The organism is Caulobacter sp. P4_E5 (assembly GCF_056401555.1).
This window is the reverse complement of the sequence record NZ_JBFUJD010000002.1, coordinates 32,832-48,896: the sequence shown is the minus strand read 5'-3', so window position 1 is coordinate 48,896 and position 16,065 is coordinate 32,832. Positions and strand designations below refer to the sequence as shown.

The following is a 16,065-nucleotide window of genomic DNA, read 5'->3' as shown; positions in this document are numbered from 1 at the left end:
GCATCTCCCTTCCAAGATGAAGCGCGCCTGAACGAGCTTGGCTGTAGAAGCGGTCAAACTGTCGCGGGCGCCCGCGCCGTTTCGCGCCGTTCTAGCGCGAAGAACCGGGCTTGGCCGATCGGTAGCGATCAATCTCGATCCCATGGCGGCGCAGCTTGTCGTAGAAGGTCTTGCGCGGGGTTTGCAGCAGCGCCATGGCGGTGCGAGCGTCGCCGCCGCAAGCCGCGAGGGTCTCGCGAAGGATCATGGCCTCGTAGCGCCCCGTCCGTTCGGCCAGGCCCTGGGCGGCGCCCTGCGCCCCCTCCTCGACCGTCGAGGCGGACGGCAGCCCCAGCGCCACGCGCTCGGCGTAGTGGGCCAGCTCCCGCACATTGCCCGGCCAGTCGTGTCCAAGCAGGTGGCCGCGGATCGCCGAGGTCAGACGCGGCGTCGGCCGCCGCAGCCGCGCCGTCGCCTCGGCCAGGAAGTGACCGAACAGCGACGGCGCATCCTCGCGCCGCTCGCGCAGCGGTGGGATCACCAGGGTGACGACGTTCAGCCGGTAGTAGAGGTCGGCGCGGAAGGCGCCGTCGCGCACGGCTTCCGCCAGGTCGACCTTGCTCGCCGCGAGGATCCGCAGGTCCAGGTGTCGCGGCTCGGCCGCGCCGACCGGCCAGATCTCGCGCTCCTCGACGACGCGCAGCAGCTTGGCCTGCATGGCCAGCGACAGGCCCTCGATCTCGTCGAGGAACAGCACGCCGCGGTCGGCGCGCTCGATGCGGCCGATACTGGGGCGCAGGCTCGCCGCGCCGCTGGCCACGCCGAACAGGTCGGTTTCGAACACGGCCTCGGGCAGGGCGGCGCAGTTGACCGTGACCATGGGCCGATTGCGGCGCGATCCTCCGCGATGCAGGGCCTGGGCCACCAGGCCCTTGCCGACACCGGTCTCGCCCTGGATCAGCACGTCCACCTCGGCCTCGGCCAACTGGGCGATGGTGGCGCGCAGACGCTGTATGACCGGCGTGTCGCCGATCAGCAGAGAGCCGCCGGCGACCTGGGCGGCCGCCTCCAGGCGGCGGTTGTCCAGCACCAGGCTCCGCTTCTCCAGGGCGCGCGACAGGGCCGCGGCCAGCCGTTCCATCGGAAAGGGCTTGGAGACGAAGTCGTAGACGCCATCCTGCAAGGCCGCGACGGCCATGGCCACGTCGCCGTGGCCGGTGATCAGCAGCACCGGGATGTCCGGATCGACGGCCTGAATGCGCTCGAACAGCGCCAAGCCGTCCATGCCGGGCATGCGCACGTCCGAAACGACGACACCGTCGAAGTCGCGCGACACGGCCTTGAGCGTGGCCGGAGCATTGGCGAAGGCCGTGACGTCGAAGCCCCGCAGCGTCAGGCCCTGGGCCACCGCGACGCGCAGCGCCTCGTCGTCGTCGACGAGCAGGACCCTGCCGACCGGCGAGGTCATGGCGCGGCCTTGCGCAAGGCCAGGGTGAAGGTCGCGCCTTGCCCCGGCGCCGAAACCGCTGTCAGCGTTCCGCCGAAGTCGGCGGCGATGTCGTGGGCGATCACCAGGCCCAGGCCCAGGCCGCGCGGCTTGGTGGTCAGGAAGGGCGTGAACAGGGCCCGCTCCACCTCCGGCGCCAGGCCCGGCCCATTGTCGCCGACGGCGATCTCGACGGTGTCCGCGCGGTCCCGCACCGTGACGGTCACCACGCCGTCGGGGCGGCTCTCCACCGCCTCGAAGGCGTTCTGCAACAGATTGACCAGCACCTGTTCGAGCCGGACCCGCTCACCCAGCACGCTCAGTCCCGCGGTCTCGCCGCGTCGAACCAGCCGGGCCTCCTGCCGCCGCGACCGGCTGGCGGTCAGCAGCACCGAGCCGTCGATCACTTCCGAGACCAGGGTCGGCTCCACCCGGCCGTCGGCCTTGCGCGAGAAGGCCCGCAGTTCGTCGGTGATCCGGCCGATCCGCTCGGTCATGGCGACAATGGCCGAGAACGCCTCGCCGGCCGCGTCGGGACGATCGCGGGCGATCAGCAGCAGACCGTTGTCGGCATTGGCCCGGATCGCCGCCACCGGCTGGTTGATCTCGTGCGCCACGCCAGCGGCGATCTGGCCCAGGGAAGCCAGCTTGTTGGCCTGAACCAGGTCGGCCTGCAGCGAACGGAGCCGGACCTCCGTGCGCTGGCGTTCCTCGACCTCGTGCGAGAGGGCGCGGTTGGCGTCGGTCAGTTCGACGGTGCGGGCCTCGACCCGTCGTTCCAGCTCCAGACGCGTCTCGCGATCGCGCAGGGCGGCCAGGCGAATGCGCCGCCGCCTCACCCATAGCCACAGCAGGGCGGCGCTTAGCAGGATCCAGACCAGGGCGGTGATCCATCGCGCCGCCGCCGCCGCCTGCTCGGCGGGGCGAGCGGTGCTCAAGAGGTGCAGCGTCCAGCCGGGCGCCACCTCGGGCAGGCGCGTCTCGATCTGGCGATCGGCGCGCGGCGTGTCGGTCCGGACCACGCCGCCGGGCTTGGGATCCAAGGGCAGGGGCGCGAAGGTCGCCGCGCCGTACTGGCCTTGGGCGCGCAGGGCGTCACGCCGCGCTCGCGACAGCGGCTCGCGGGCGAGGAACCGCCATTCCGGCTGGCTGGTGATCAGCACCAGGCTTTGGCGATCCACGACGAAGGCCGGTTCGCCGATCGCGCGCCAGGCCGCCTCGACGCCGTCGAACTCCAGCTTGACGACGACCACGCCCAGCGGTCCGGTTGGGCCGTCGATGCGGCGCGCGAGATAGAGGCCGGGCTTGCGGCTGACCGTGCCCAGCGCGAACTGCTCGGCGTAGCCCCGACGCAGGGCCTCGGTGAAATAGGGGCGAAAGCCATAGTTCGAGCCGACGAAGCTGGTCGGCAGCCGCCAGTTGCTGGCGGCCGTGGTGACGCCGTCGGCGGCGACGACATAGACCGCCGCGGCGCGGGCCTGGACGCCCAGCGTCTCCAGCTTGCGCGACAAGGCCTCCAACCGGGCGGGCGATCGGCTGGCGAGCGCGGCCTTCAGGTCGGCGTCGTCGGCCAGGACCAGCGGCAAGGCGCGCTGCTTGTCGAGCTCGCTGCGCAGCACCGCCGCGTGCAGCGCCGCCGAGGCGTCCGCCCGCGCGCGCAGCGCCGTCATCGCCCGCGTCTCGACCAGGGCGCCGACCGCCCAGGCCAGGAGCGCGCCGATCAGCGCCGCGACCACGGCGAATGCGGCTAGCCGCGACCGCGACACGGTGGGGCCCGAGGCGGAAGGCAGTTCCGGTTCGGCCGGTTCGGGTTGTGCCATATTCCACACAATATGGGGGAGATCCGGGCGAACTATGGCACGGAGAGTCGCGCGATGACGAGCTGAAATCTACCCATTCCCGCTATTAATCATGGGCTTATGGATTTTACCGGCGACGTGGCTCTCGTCGTCCGACTCCGGCGCCATTCTTGGTCCAAGCGCCTACCTGCAAGGGCGCGCGAGGAAACAAGCCAGGAGCTCGCCGAATGATCCCGCAAGCCTCGTCCGCCGCCGCGCCGCCGCGCCCCGGCCGCTGGTACGCACACCTTTACGTCCAGGTGCTGGTCGCCATCGTCGCCGGCGCCCTGATCGGCCACTTCCAGCCGGGCTTCGGCGAGAGCCTGAAGCCGCTGGGCGACGCCTTCATCAAGCTGGTGAAGATGGTCATCGCGCCGGTGATCTTCCTCACCGTCGTCACCGGCATCGCCGGCATGCGCGACCTGGGCAAGTTCGGGCGGGTGGTGCTCAAGGCCTTCGCCTATTTCCTGACCTTTTCGACCCTGGCCCTGGCGCTGGGCATGCTGGTCGGCAACCTGGTCCATCCAGGGGCCGGCATGAACATCGATCCGGCAAGCCTGCACAGCGACAAGGTCGCCGACTACGCCGCCAAGGCCCACGAGACGACCGTCGTCGGCTTTCTCAGCAACATCATCCCGGCCACGGTCACCGGCGCCTTCGCCGACGGCGACATCCTGCAGGTGCTGTTCTTCTCGATCCTGTTCGGCGTGTCCCTGGTGCTGGTCGGCGACAAGGGGCGGCCGGTGGTCGACCTGCTGGAGTCGATCGCCCACGCCTTCTTCCGCTTGGTCGGCATCCTGATGAAGGCCGCCCCGATCGGCGCTTTCGGGGCGTTCGCCTTCACGATCGGCAAGTACGGCATCGGCGCGGTGGTGAACCTGGCCGCCCTGGTCGGCGCCTTCTACGCCACCTCGCTGATCTTCGTGCTGGTGATCCTGGGGGCCGTGGCCCGCTTCAACGGCTTCTCGATCCTGAAGCTGATCCGCTACCTGAAGAGCGAGCTGCTGCTTGTGCTGGGCACGAGCTCGTCGGAATCGGCCCTGCCCAGCCTGATCGACAAGCTGGAGCGCGCCGGCTGCGCCAAGCCCGTCGTGGGCCTGGTCGTGCCGACCGGCTATTCGTTCAATCTGGACGGCACCAACATCTACATGACCTTGGCGGCGCTGTTCATCGCCCAGGCCACCGGCGTGCACCTGTCGCTGGGCGACCAACTGCTGCTTCTGGGCGTGGCCATGCTGTCGTCGAAGGGCGCCGCGGGGGTCACCGGGGCGGGCTTCATCACCTTGGCCGCCACCCTGTCGGTGGTGCCGTCGGTGCCCGTGGCCGGCATGGCCCTGATCCTGGGCGTCGACCGCTTCATGAGCGAGTGCCGGGCCTTGACCAACTTCATCGGCAACGCCGTCGCCACCATCGTCGTCAGCCGCTGGGAAAACGCGCTCGACAAGGACGCCCTCGACGCGGCCCTGGCCGGCCACGCCGCGCCGTCCGACCTCGAGCCGGTTCCGGTCGCGGCCGAGTAGCGGGGAGAACCGACCATGCGTACGCTTTTCGCCACCACCGCCCTCGTGGCCGTCGGCTTCGCCGGCGCGGCCCGCGCCGAGGACGCCGACCTGGCCGCCCTCAAGGCCCAGATCCAGCTGCTGCAGGCGCGGATCGACGTCCTGGAGCGCCAGTCCGCTGTGCCGACCGCGCCCGCTCCATCGGTCGCGCCCCCGCCGCCGGCGGCCCCATTGGCCCCGCCGCCGCCGAAGACGGAGCCGGTGCGCTGGGAGAACTCGCCGCGCTTCACCGACCCCTCAGGCGCGACGTTCAAGCTGCGCGGCCGCATCCTGCTGGACGCCGTCGACGCGGTCGCCGAGCGCGATGGCGTGGCCGACTACCGCGCCCGCCAATTCAAGGCGCGGCAGCTGTTCCTGGGCGTCGAGGGCCAAACCGGCCGCTGGGCCTATCGCCTGGAAGGCGGCGCGGTCAGCGGCGGCGCCTGGGGCTGGGACGACGCGATCATCGAGTACAAGCTCGACGCCCAGACCTCGCTGCTGGCCGGCAACCAGAAGGCGGCTTCGCTGGAGGGGCTGACGTCGTTCAAGTCGATCACCTTCATGGAGCGCGGCGCCTATGGCGACGTGATCGACGCCGGCTACGCCCTTGCGCTCCAGGCCGTGCGCACCGGCCCCGACTGGTCGCTGTGGGCGGCCTTGCAGGGCGACAACATCAACAAGACGGACGCCGCCGGCGGCTACGACCCCAACCAGGCCGTCGAGCGTCTGGGCGCCACCGTCCGCGCCACCTGGTCGCCGCGGCTGTCGGAGACGGACCGTCTGCACCTGGGCGCCTGGTTGCGCCGGCGCGATCGGGGCGGAGAGGTCGGCTTCACCTATTCGGCGGCCGCCAATACGGCTTTCCGGTCCCAGACCTCGTCGGGCGCGACCCTGTTCTCGACGGGCGCGGTCGGCGACGGCGACACCACCGTCGGCGTCGAGGCCGCCTGGATCCACCGCGCGCTGTCGCTGCAGGGCGAAGCGGCCCGGATCAAGGTCGACCGCATCGCCTCGAGCCTCAGCCCCGCCCTGGGCGGGCCGGACTTCGACATCGTCACCGGCTATGCCGCGGCCAGCTGGTTCGCGACCGGCGAAACCCGTCCCTACAATCCCAACGGCTCGTTCGGCCGGATCAAGGTCGCCCATCCGCTCGACAAGGGCGGCTTTGGCGCTTTCGAGCTGGCGGCGCGCTACGACTATGCCGACTTCAGCGACATGGCGCCCAACAGCGTGGTCGCGTCGGCTTCGCAGACGGGTCTGGCCACGGCGGGGACCTATCGCGCGGTGACGTTGGGAGCCAACTGGTATCCCTACAGCTATGTCCGACTGACGGGGAACCTGACCCGGGCCAAGATCGACAACCGGCCGATCGCCGGCGTTCAGCTGGACGCCGACGTCACCGTGGCGCAGGCGCGGCTGCAGGTGGAATTCTAGCGGCGGGGGCGAGCTGGTGGCTTCGACCGCTAGGTGCAATCGGCATTCATTGCAAATTGCCGCCTTCCTGGGCCTTGTGCCCAGGACCCAGGGTTCAGCTTCAACAGAATTGAGGCTGAGTTCACRGTCTTTCAGCGGTGCAAACCCAGAGAGTCCACACCTGCCTCGAACATGGGTCCTGGGCACAAGGCCCAGGAAGGCAGTGAGATTTTGACCCGCCCCAGGTGAATGTCGACCCGACCTAGCCCTCGACGCGTTCGATGTCCGCGTCGCTGTACCCGAAGTGATGGGCGACCTCGTGGACGAAGACGTGCTCGATCAGCGAGGCGATGCCGGTGTCGGAATCGAACCATTCGTCCAGGATCGGGCGTCTGAAGAGACGGATGGTCGAGGGCATGGCCGCCAGGTCGAGGATGCTGCGCTGCGTGAGGTCGACCCCCTCGTACACGCCGGTCAGTTCGAACGGATCCTCGATGTCCAGGGACGCCAGCAGCTCTTCGTCGGCGAAGTCCTCGACGATCACCCGGGTTTCGCCGACCGCGGAGCGGATCGCGGCCGGAAGGCCCGTAAGCGTCTGGTTCGCGATCTCCGCGAAATAGGCCGGGGACGGCGCTTGGAGGCCGAGCCAGCCTTCGGCGGCGGAAGCGGCTCCGATGACCCGCGCATCCCCGCCCAGTTCATCGACCAGCACGTGGCTGATCAGCTCGCCGAGCGAGACGTCGCCGCGCTCGGCCCATTCATCGAGGATCGGGCGGCGGAAGAGCAGCACCGACGGGTCGGCGCCTTGATAGAGACCGGTCAGCGCGAACGGATCCTCGATCCCCTGGTCGGCCAGCATCGCCTCGGACGGAAAGTCCTCGACCCGGACCGCCACCTCGCCTGACCGGGCGCGGACGTCGGTAGGCAGGGCGTCGAAGGCCTGTTTGGCCAGGACGGCGAAGTCGTCGAGCGAGGGGGCGAGGCGGTCGGACCAGGTCATGACCCTCCAAATAGAGCGATTAGAGGCGAGCGCCATCCGGTCGCTCGGCGAAATAGCGACAGACCGCCACGTGCGGCCTTGATCGCGCTCTGGTCATGGCCGGACTAATCTGGGATTCTGATTCGACGACCCGCTGGGGTAAGCGACGCGCCTGATGACTTCGAATGACCTGATCCTCGCGGCGGCGGCTGGCGCGGTCTGCCTCGCCATTTGCGCCACCTTGTGGTCGCTGGGGCAGCGCCGGAGCTTCGAGGCCCGCATCGCCGCGCTGAAGGCGCGCCTGGCCCGGCAAGAAGGCGGGGCGTCCGGCGCCCAGGCGTGGGCCGAAGCCTTCGACACCGCCGTGATCGAGGTCGAGGGCGGCGCCGCCGGCCTGGTTTCGGGCGTCGAGAGCCTGTCGGCCTGCGCCCAGGCCCTGGGCGTCGGCCATGACGTCAATGCGGTGGTCGCGGCTTTGGGCCAGGCCGATCCCGACCACGCCCACAAGCTCTCGGCCCTGTTCGAGCGCGGCGAGGCCTGCGCCTTCGAGGTCCGAGGCCCGAGCGGCTCGGTGTCGGTTGAGGGCCGCGCGGCCGGGGCCCTGGCCTGGCTGCGAATGTCGGCCGTCACCGGCGCGGATTCAGGCCTGCCGTCCGCGGCCCGCTTCGCCGCCTTCGTCGACAGCGTCGCCGAGCCGGCCTGGGTGGCCGGGTCGGACGGCCAGGCGGTCTGGGGCAACGAGGCCTTTGTCCGCGCCGTCGGGGCGACCTCGGCCGCCGCGCCGGCCCTGGTCGGCAAGACCTTCGATCGCGCCGCCGACGCCCTGGTCATCGAGGCCGCCGAGAAGGGCGAGCGCCGCGAGGCTCTGCGCTGGATCAATCTGGAGGGCCGCCGCCGCGCGTTCCGCCTGTCTGCCCAACCGCTGGAAGGCGGCGGGGTGGGCGTGTTCTGCGCCGACGTCACCGAGATCGAGGACGTCCGCGACGCCTTCAAGAAGCACGTCGAGGCCCACGACGAGACTCTGAACCACATCGCCGAGGCGGTGGCGATCTTCAGCCAGACGCGGCGCCTGTCGTATCACAACACCGCCTTCGCCGAGCTGTGGGGCCTGGAGCGGGCCTGGCTGGACGAGCGGCCGACCCACGGCGAGGTGCTGGACCGCCTGCGCCAGCGCCGCCGTCTGCCCGAGACCATCGACTACGCCAGCTGGAAGGCCGCCGAACTGGCCCGCTACGAGGACCTGGGGCCTCAGGCCGACGACCTCTGGCACCTGCCCGACGGCCGGACGCTGAAGGTCGTGCGCCAGCCGCACCCGCTGGGCGGCATGCTGCTGATCTATTCCGACATCACCGGCGAGCTGAAGCTGCGGGCCCAGTACAACGCCCTGATCCAGGTACAGCAGGCTACGCTGGACAAGCTGAACGACGCGGTCGCGGTGTTCGGCTCGGATGGCCGCCTGCGCCTGCACAACGAGGCGTTCGAGACCTTCTGGAACGTCACCCCGCACGCCCTGGAGGCGGCCGGCGACTTCGAGGGTGTGGTCGAGCTGTGCGTCCCGCGCCTGCACGACCTGGCCTTCTGGCGCGAGCTGAAGGGGCGGGTGGCCGATCCCGATCCGCAGATGCGGGCGCCGACCTCGGGCGAGGTGCGGACCTCCGACGACCGCATCGTCGTCTATCAGAGCCGGCCGTTGCCCGACGGCGCGACCCTGATCGCCTTCGCCGACGTCACCGACACCCGCGACCTGCAAAGCGCGCTGGCCGACCGTTCCGCCGCCTTGGCCGAGGCGGAGCGACTGAAGCGCGACTTCGTCGGCAATGTCTCGTACGAGCTGCGCACGCCGCTGACCACGATCATCGGCTATTCCGAGCTGCTGGAGCGGGCCGACGGCATTTCGGAGCGCGGCCGCAATCATGTAGCCGCCGTCCGCGCCGCCGCCACCCAGCTGGCCCGCTCGATCGATGACGTGCTGGACATGGCCCAGATCGACGCCGGCGAGATGGCGCTGGAGATCGAGGACATCCGCGTCGCCGACCTGCTGCTGAACGCCCAGGAGCGCGCCCTGAAGGACGCCCAGCTGGGCGGGGTGACGCTGGCGGTGGAGTGCGAGGAGGATGTCGGCCTGATCCGCGGCGACGCCAAGCGCCTGACCCAGACCCTGGACCACCTGGTCGAGAACGCCCTGCGCCAGACCCCGCCCGGCGGCCGGGTCACCTTGCAGGCTCGCCGCGCCCTGGGCGAGGTGCGCCTCGACGTTTCCGACACCGGCCGGGGCGTGCCGTTCCACGTCCAGGCCCACATCTTCGACCGCTTCGTCGGCCGCGACCGGGGCGGCCCGGGCCTGGGCCTGGCCTTGGTCAAGGCGCTGGTCGAGCTGCACGGTGGCTGGGTGGCGCTGGAAAGCGAGCCGGGCGCCGGCTCGACCTTCACCTGCCACCTGCCCGAGACCCAGCAACCCGGCGCCATGCAGCCCGAACTGGGCTTCTAGGATGATCCGGCTGGCGGTTCCGACGCCGGCCTCATGGGCCGTCCTGGGGCCCGTCCTGCTGGCCGGTCTGCTGCTGGCCGGGCCGGCCGTCGCTCGCGACAAGCTGGAGGTCAAGGACTGGTGGGGCGCCTGCGACAACGTCCGGGCCTGCACGGCCTATGGCTTTTCGTCGAATGATGTCGACGGCGTGGCCCTGCGCGTGCGGCGGGACGCCGGACGGACCGCCCCGCCTCTATTCGACCTGGTCCTGGGGCCCGAGCAAAGCCGAGGCGTCGCGGGGGCCCTAGACCTGTTCGTCGACGGCAAGGCCGTGGCGCGGACCGRCGCTCCGGAAGGCGAGAACGACGATTTCCGCACCTGGGCCGTGGCGGACGGCGCGGCGTTTTCGGCGGCGATCGCGCGCGGAACCGGGCTGGAGCTGAGGACCGGCAAGAAGACTGTGGCGACGGTGTCGCTGTCCGGCGCCTCGGCCGTCCTGCGCTGGATCGACGACCAGCAGAAGCGCGTGGGCGGGGTCACCGCCCTGGTCGCCAAGGGGCCCGCGCCCGCCGCCGCCGTTCCCGCGCCGCCATTGGCGCCGGTTATCCGCGCCGCTCGGGCGGTCAGCCAGAAGGGCCTGACCGACAAGCCCCCGGCCTCGGTGTTGAAGCGCCTCGCCGGCCTGGATTGCGCGACCGACAATCCGGCGCTGGACGCCCCGGTGTCCAGCCGGCCGGCGCCAGGCCTGGTGCTGTGGGTGATCCCCTGCTGGGTGGGCGCCTACCAGACCGCCTCGGCCCTGGTGCTGGCTGACGAGGCGGGCGGCCACGCGCGTCTCGCCGACTTGGGAGATGGGCCCGCCGCCGAACGGGCCATGGCCACCAACGCCAGCTACGACGCCGACCATCAGAAGCTCCACAGCTACGCCAAGGGCCGGGGCGTCGCCGACTGCGGGATCACCGAGACCCGTGTCTGGACCGGCAAGGCCTTCGTCCTGGCGGCGCGTAGCGAACTCTCGGCTTGCCGAGGCCTGCCCGAAGAGTTCTGGGTTGAGACCTATCGCAGCCGATAGCGTCGGCTCGCGGCCGGTCACGCATATCGCATAAGGATATCTTTATGCGTTAATTGCTCGGAAGGGCTGGGCGCTGTATAAGCCCCACCCAAGACACTTCATTCTCACGACTTCCGCAGGAGCCGACCGTGGCCGACTATATCGTCAAGGACATCTCGCTCGCCGATTACGGCCGCAAGGAACTCGCCATCGCCGAGACCGAAATGCCGGGCCTGATGGCCACCCGCGCCGAATACGGTCCGCAGCAGATTCTGAAGGGCGCCCGCATCGCCGGCAGCCTGCACATGACCATCCAAACCGGCGTGCTGATCGAGACCCTCACCGCCCTGGGCGCCGAAGTGCGCTGGGCGTCGTGCAACATCTTCTCGACCCAGGACCACGCCGCCGCGGCCATCGCCGCCTCGGGCGTGCCGGTGTTCGCCTTCAAGGGCGAGAACCTGGTCGAGTACTGGGAATACGCCCACAAGATCTTCGAGTGGCACGACGGCGGCTACCCGAACCTGATCCTCGATGACGGCGGCGACGCCACCCTGCTCTGCGTGCTGGGCCCCAAGGCCGAGAAGGATCCCTCGATCCTGAACAACCCGCAGAACGAGGAAGAAGAAGCCCTCTTCGCCGTGATGAAGAAGTACCTGGCCGAAAAGCCGGGCTTCTACTCGGCCATCCGCGCCGCCATCACCGGCGTGTCGGAAGAAACCACCACGGGCGTGCACCGCCTGTACCAGATGGCTCAGAAGGGCGAGCTGCCGTTCCCGGCCATCAACGTCAACGACAGCGTCACCAAGAGCAAGTTCGACAACCTGTATGGCTGCCGTGAATCGCTGGTCGACGCGATCCGTCGCGGCACCGACGTCATGCTGTCGGGCAAGGTCGCGGTGGTCTGCGGCTATGGCGACGTGGGCAAGGGCTCGGCCGCCTCGCTGCGCCAGGGCGGCGCCCGCGTGATCGTCACCGAAGTCGATCCGATCTGCGCCCTGCAGGCGGCGATGGAAGGCTATGAGGTCCAGACCCTTGCCGACGTCGCTGACAAGGCCGACATCTTCGTCACGGCGACCGGCAACAAGGACGTCATCACGGTCGAAGACATGCGCCGGATGAAAAACAACGCCATCGTCTGCAACATCGGCCACTTCGACTCGGAAATTCAGGTCGCCGGCCTGAAGAACTTCAAGTGGGACGAGATCAAGCCGCAGGTCCACCATGTGGAATTCCCGGACGGCAAGAAGCTGATCCTGCTGTCGGAAGGCCGCCTGGTGAACCTGGGCAACGCCACCGGTCACCCCTCGTTCGTGATGTCGGCCTCGTTCACCAACCAGACCCTGGCCCAGATCGAACTGTGGACCAACAAGGCCAAGTACCAGAACCAGGTCTACACCCTGCCCAAGCACCTGGACGAGAAGGTCGCCTTCCTGCACCTGGCGAAGCTGGGCGCGAAGCTGACCACCTTGCGCAAGGACCAGGCCGATTATATCGGCGTGCCGGAAGCCGGCCCGTTCAAGCCGGACCACTACCGCTACTAGGCTTGGGTCGAAAAGGGCCTGTCGCTATAAAGAGCGACGTTTCCGTTACGGAAATCGCCTGATTTTCCAAGGGGAAGGCCCGCTGGCGACGGCGGGCCTTCTCTTTTGGCCTCCCCCGCGAAACCGCCCTATTCAAGTCCTCAATGCTCCGCTAATCGCTTTGCCATGCCGCTAGCCCTGATCATCTCCAGCCATGTCGCCGGCAGCCAGGTGGGCGCGACGGCGCAAGCCACCGCCCTGGCCCAGTTCCGGATCGACTCGATGGTCGTGCCGACGGTGCTGTACGGCCGGCATCCCGGCTGGGGCCTGCCCGGCGGGGCGCCAGTGCCGATCGAGGTGTTCGAGGGCATGCTGGACGGCATCGAGGCCAACGGCCTGTTCGGCCTGGTGGACGTGGTCATCACCGGCTATTTCGCCACCGCCGCCCAGGCCCGGTCCGCCGCACGGGTGATCGACGCCGTGCGCGCGAGCCCGCGCCAGGGCGCGGCCACCCGCAAGCCGGTCGTCATCGTCGACCCGACCATGGGCGACGCCGGCAAGGGCCTCTACATCCCGGCCGAGACCGCCGACGAGATCATCGCCGACTTGATCCCGCGCGCCGACGTCGTGGCCTGCAATTCCTGGGAGCTGAAGAAGCTGACCGGGACCGACGCCCGCGATCCGGTCTCGGCCATGAAAGCCGCCCGGCTGCTGGGCAAGACCACCCTGGTCTCCTCGGTCCAGCGCGGGGCCGAGATCGGCGTCGTTCTGGCCGACAAGAAAGAGGCCTGGCTGGCCGCCCACGCCAAGGCCGAGCGCTCGCCCAACGGCACCGGCGACCTGCTGACCGCCCTCTACGCCGCCTCAATCCTGGAGGGCCAGACCTTCTCGTACGGCCTGGCCCGCGCCGTCGGCGGGGTGGCCGAGACGGTCACCGCCGCCAACATCTGGAACGCCCCGGAGCTGCCGATCGTGGCCATGGGCGCGCGGATCAAGCAGACCTCGCCGACCGTGCGCATCGAGCGGCTGGCTTAGGAACAGCAGCTGTCATCCCGGGCGAAGCGCAGCGCAGACCCGAGACCGCGACAGGCTCAGAGCTTCCGGCGGTCCCGGCTCTACGCGCTTCGCGCTACGGCCGGGATGACAGTGTTGATGAGCTTGCGGTAGACGAAACCATGACCGAGATCACCGGCCTCTGCCCCGACCGCTTCGCCCGCGTCCGCGACGCCTTCGAAGCCAATTTCGTTGATGGTGGCGAGCTGGGCGCCCGCTTCGCCTTCGCCATCGACGGCGAGATCGTCGTCGACCTGATGGGCGGCTTCGCCGATCGCAAGCGCGAGGTCCCGTTTGGTCCCGACACCTTGACGGCGCTGTTCTCGACCACCAAGGCCGTGGCGGCCCTGCTGGTCGCGCGCCTGGTCGACGAGGGCCGGCTGGCCTACGACCAGCCCGTCGCCGACGTCTGGCCTGAGTTCGCGCAAAACGGCAAGCAGGCCGTCACGATCGAGCAGGCGCTGTCGCATCAGGCCGGCCTCTCCGGCTTCCCCGACGAGACCGACCCGGCCCTGTGGTTCGACTGGGACGCCACCTGCGCCAAGCTGGCGGCCATGGCCCCGCTATTTCCGATCGGCTCGGCCAGTGGCTATCACCCGGTCACCTTCGGCTACATCGCCGGCGAGATCTTCCGCCGGGTCGACGGCCGCACCATGGGGACGGCGCTGCGCGAGGACATCGCGGTCCCGCTCGGCCTGGACCTGTGGATCGGCCTCCCCGACAGCGAGCACGGCCGCGTCGCCGAGCTGATGCGGCCGACCGCCTTGCCGAAGTTCGGCGAGCTCAACGCCGCCGTGACGGCCGCCTTCCTGAAGCCGTGGTCCTCGCCCGGCGGCAAGGGCGCGGCCGAGTGGCGGCGGGTCGAGATCCCCTCGGCCAATGGCCACGCCACCGCGCCGGCCCTGGCCCGGCTGATGGGCGCCCTGGCCAGCGGCGGTAGCCTGGATGGCCGCTCGCTGATCACCCCGGCCGGGATCAAGGCCGCCACGGCCCAGCGCATCGTCGGCCAGGACCTCGTTTTGCCCTATGTGATCAGCTGGGGCGCGGGCTTCATGCGCAACGAACCCAACATGTTCTATGGCCCGACGGCCGAGGCGTTCGGCCACTCGGGCTGGGGTGGCTCGTGCGCCTTCGCCGACCCGACGCGCGGGGTGTCGGGCGCGTATGTGATGAACAAGCAGGGCAATGCGCTGATCGGCGACCCGCGCGCCGTGCGCCTGATCGAGGCGGCCTACGCCTCCTTGTAAACTGTCATCCCGGCCAAGCGCGAAGCGCGCCGAGCCGGGACCGCCGGAAGCGCGGCGTGTCCGGCGGTCCCGGGTCTCCGCTGCGCTACGCCCGGGATGACATGGGCTTTATGGTGATCCCCCCGACCACGCCCGCCGCGACCGCCGCGACGGCGCTGATCCCCATCACCCACGGATAGCCTCCACCGCTGGGGGCGAAGTAGACGAGACCCAGCACCGCCACGGCCAGCAGGCCGGCGACGCGGGCGACGGCGTTGTTGATCCCCGAGGCGACGCCYGCATGGCTGGACGGAACGGCCGCCATCACCGTGCTGGTCAGGGGGGCGACGCTGATGGTCATGCCCACGGCCAGCACCATCAGCCCGGGCAGGACCCCGGTCCAGAAGCCGCTTCCCAGCCAGGGCGCGCCCAGCAGGGCGAAGCCGAGGCCGGCGACGATCGGGCCGACGGTCAGCATGGCCCGCGCCCCGACCTTGTTGGCCATCCGGCCGGCGAAGCCCGACAGCGTCCCCATCACCGCCGAGATCGGCAGCAGGGTCGCCCCGGCCCCGGCGGCGCTGTAGCCATGCTTGGCGATCAACTCGTAGGGCAGGAAGAACATCGCGCCGGTCAGGCCGAAATACAGCGCCAGGGTCAGCAGGTTGGCGCCGCTGAACGTCGTCGAACGATAGAGGGTCAGCGGCATCATCGGATGCTTCTCGCGGCTCTGCAGCACGACGAAGCCGACCAGGATCGCCGCGCCGGCGAGGAGGGCGCTCCAGACGGTGAGGCTCTGCCAGCCGCGTTCGCCCGCGGCCGTCAGGCCCCAGGTCAGGGCGCCCAGGCCCAGGGCGGCCAGGACGGCGCCGCGCCAGTCCAGGTGCTCGACGTCGGGGTCGCGGCTCTCGGGCACGGCCTTCAGGGTCAGCCAGACGGTGGCGGCGGCGATCGGCAGGTTGATCAGGAAGATGGCTCGCCAGGACACCGCGTCGACCAGCCAGCCGCCCAGCACCGGCCCGAACGCTCCGGTCACCGCGCCAAAGCCGGCCCAGGCCCCGATCATCGGCCCGCGCGCCTTCTCGTCGAACGCGGCGCCGAGGATGGCCAGGCTGGCCGGCACGACGAGCGCGGCGGCGATCCCCTGCAAGGCGCGAGCGGCGATCAGGAAGGCGATGTCGGGCGAGAGCGCGCAGCCCAGGGAGGCGAGGGCGAACAGGGTCACGCCGATCACGAAGACCTTGCGGCGGCCCCAGCGGTCGCCGGCCGAGCCGCCGATCAGGACCAGCGAGCCCAGCAGCAGCAGGTAGGCGTTGACGATCCACTGGATCTGGTCGGGCCGGGCGTTCAGCGCCTGGCGGATGGCGGGCAGGGCGACATTGACGACCGAGCCGTCGATGAAGGCCAGGCTGGAGCCCAGCACCGTCGCCGCCAGGATCAGGCGGCCGCGCGCGGGCGAGATGGCTTCGTCGCGGCTGGGGGAGGGCGCGTCGGTCATGGGGGAGACGATGACCCGTG

The 16,065-nt window shown here is 70.1% G+C and carries 11 protein-coding genes and 1 pseudogene; 7 read left to right on the top strand and 5 right to left on the bottom strand.

Annotated features, from left to right (window positions below; translation table 11 throughout):
* Positions 1-91: 91 nt before the first annotated feature.
* Both AC1DSO_RS00790 and AC1DSO_RS00785 read right to left on the bottom strand, forming a co-directional pair.
* Positions 92-1,447 (bottom strand): sigma-54-dependent transcriptional regulator, encoded by a 1,356-nt coding sequence (locus AC1DSO_RS00790; protein ID WP_477067019.1) that lies wholly within the window; start codon positions 1,445-1,447, stop codon positions 92-94.
* On the bottom strand, positions 1,444-3,285 hold the full coding sequence (locus tag AC1DSO_RS00785; RefSeq protein ID WP_477067018.1) for a sensor histidine kinase: 1,842 nt from the start codon (positions 3,283-3,285) through the stop codon (positions 1,444-1,446). The genes AC1DSO_RS00790 and AC1DSO_RS00785 overlap by 4 nt, the downstream gene beginning before the upstream one ends.
* A gap of 206 nt (positions 3,286-3,491) precedes the next feature.
* On the opposite strand from AC1DSO_RS00785, the gene AC1DSO_RS00780 reads away from it, so the two are divergent.
* Together AC1DSO_RS00780 and AC1DSO_RS00775 are read left to right on the top strand one after the other, a co-directional pair.
* Positions 3,492-4,823, top strand: coding sequence for a dicarboxylate/amino acid:cation symporter (locus tag AC1DSO_RS00780; protein WP_477067017.1), 1,332 nt, complete (start codon positions 3,492-3,494; stop codon positions 4,821-4,823).
* Positions 4,824-4,838: 15 nt separating this feature from the next.
* Positions 4,839-6,275 carry an OprO/OprP family phosphate-selective porin gene (locus AC1DSO_RS00775; protein ID WP_477067016.1) on the top strand — a complete coding sequence of 479 codons (1,437 nt, stop codon included), beginning with the start codon at positions 4,839-4,841 and terminating at the stop codon, positions 6,273-6,275.
* A gap of 241 nt (positions 6,276-6,516) precedes the next feature.
* Here AC1DSO_RS00775 and AC1DSO_RS00770 read toward each other — a convergent pair whose 3' ends face one another.
* Positions 6,517-6,966, bottom strand: coding sequence for a metallopeptidase family protein (locus tag AC1DSO_RS00770; RefSeq protein WP_477067087.1), 450 nt, complete (start codon positions 6,964-6,966; stop codon positions 6,517-6,519).
* Positions 6,946-7,254 (bottom strand): annotated as a pseudogene (locus tag AC1DSO_RS00765) (metallopeptidase family protein); the annotation flags it as partial. The pseudogene AC1DSO_RS00765 and the gene AC1DSO_RS00770, both read right to left, overlap by 21 nt.
* A gap of 154 nt (positions 7,255-7,408) precedes the next feature.
* Here AC1DSO_RS00765 and divL point away from each other — a divergent pair.
* From divL to AC1DSO_RS00740, 5 genes are all read left to right on the top strand, one after another.
* Complete coding sequence (gene divL, locus AC1DSO_RS00760) at positions 7,409-9,721, top strand: cell cycle protein kinase DivL (RefSeq protein WP_477067015.1); 2,313 nt, start codon at positions 7,409-7,411, stop codon at positions 9,719-9,721.
* Between the two features lies 1 nt (position 9,722).
* Positions 9,723-10,772, top strand: coding sequence for a DUF1176 domain-containing protein (locus AC1DSO_RS00755; protein WP_477067014.1), 1,050 nt, complete (start codon positions 9,723-9,725; stop codon positions 10,770-10,772).
* Between the two features lie 128 nt (positions 10,773-10,900).
* On the top strand, positions 10,901-12,292 hold the full coding sequence (gene ahcY / locus AC1DSO_RS00750; protein WP_477067013.1) for an adenosylhomocysteinase: 1,392 nt from the start codon (positions 10,901-10,903) through the stop codon (positions 12,290-12,292).
* 165 nt (positions 12,293-12,457) lie between these two features.
* Positions 12,458-13,306 carry a bifunctional hydroxymethylpyrimidine kinase/phosphomethylpyrimidine kinase gene (locus AC1DSO_RS00745; RefSeq protein WP_477067012.1) on the top strand — a complete coding sequence of 283 codons (849 nt, stop codon included), beginning with the start codon at positions 12,458-12,460 and terminating at the stop codon, positions 13,304-13,306.
* A gap of 140 nt (positions 13,307-13,446) precedes the next feature.
* The gene (locus AC1DSO_RS00740) at positions 13,447-14,571 is read left to right on the top strand and encodes a serine hydrolase domain-containing protein (RefSeq protein WP_477067011.1); all 1,125 of its coding nucleotides are present in this window, start codon (positions 13,447-13,449) and stop codon (positions 14,569-14,571) included.
* Between the two features lie 85 nt (positions 14,572-14,656).
* Here AC1DSO_RS00740 and AC1DSO_RS00735 read toward each other — a convergent pair whose 3' ends face one another.
* Positions 14,657-16,045 carry an MFS transporter gene (locus AC1DSO_RS00735; protein ID WP_477067010.1) on the bottom strand — a complete coding sequence of 463 codons (1,389 nt, stop codon included), beginning with the start codon at positions 16,043-16,045 and terminating at the stop codon, positions 14,657-14,659.
* Positions 16,046-16,065: the final 20 nt, after the last annotated feature.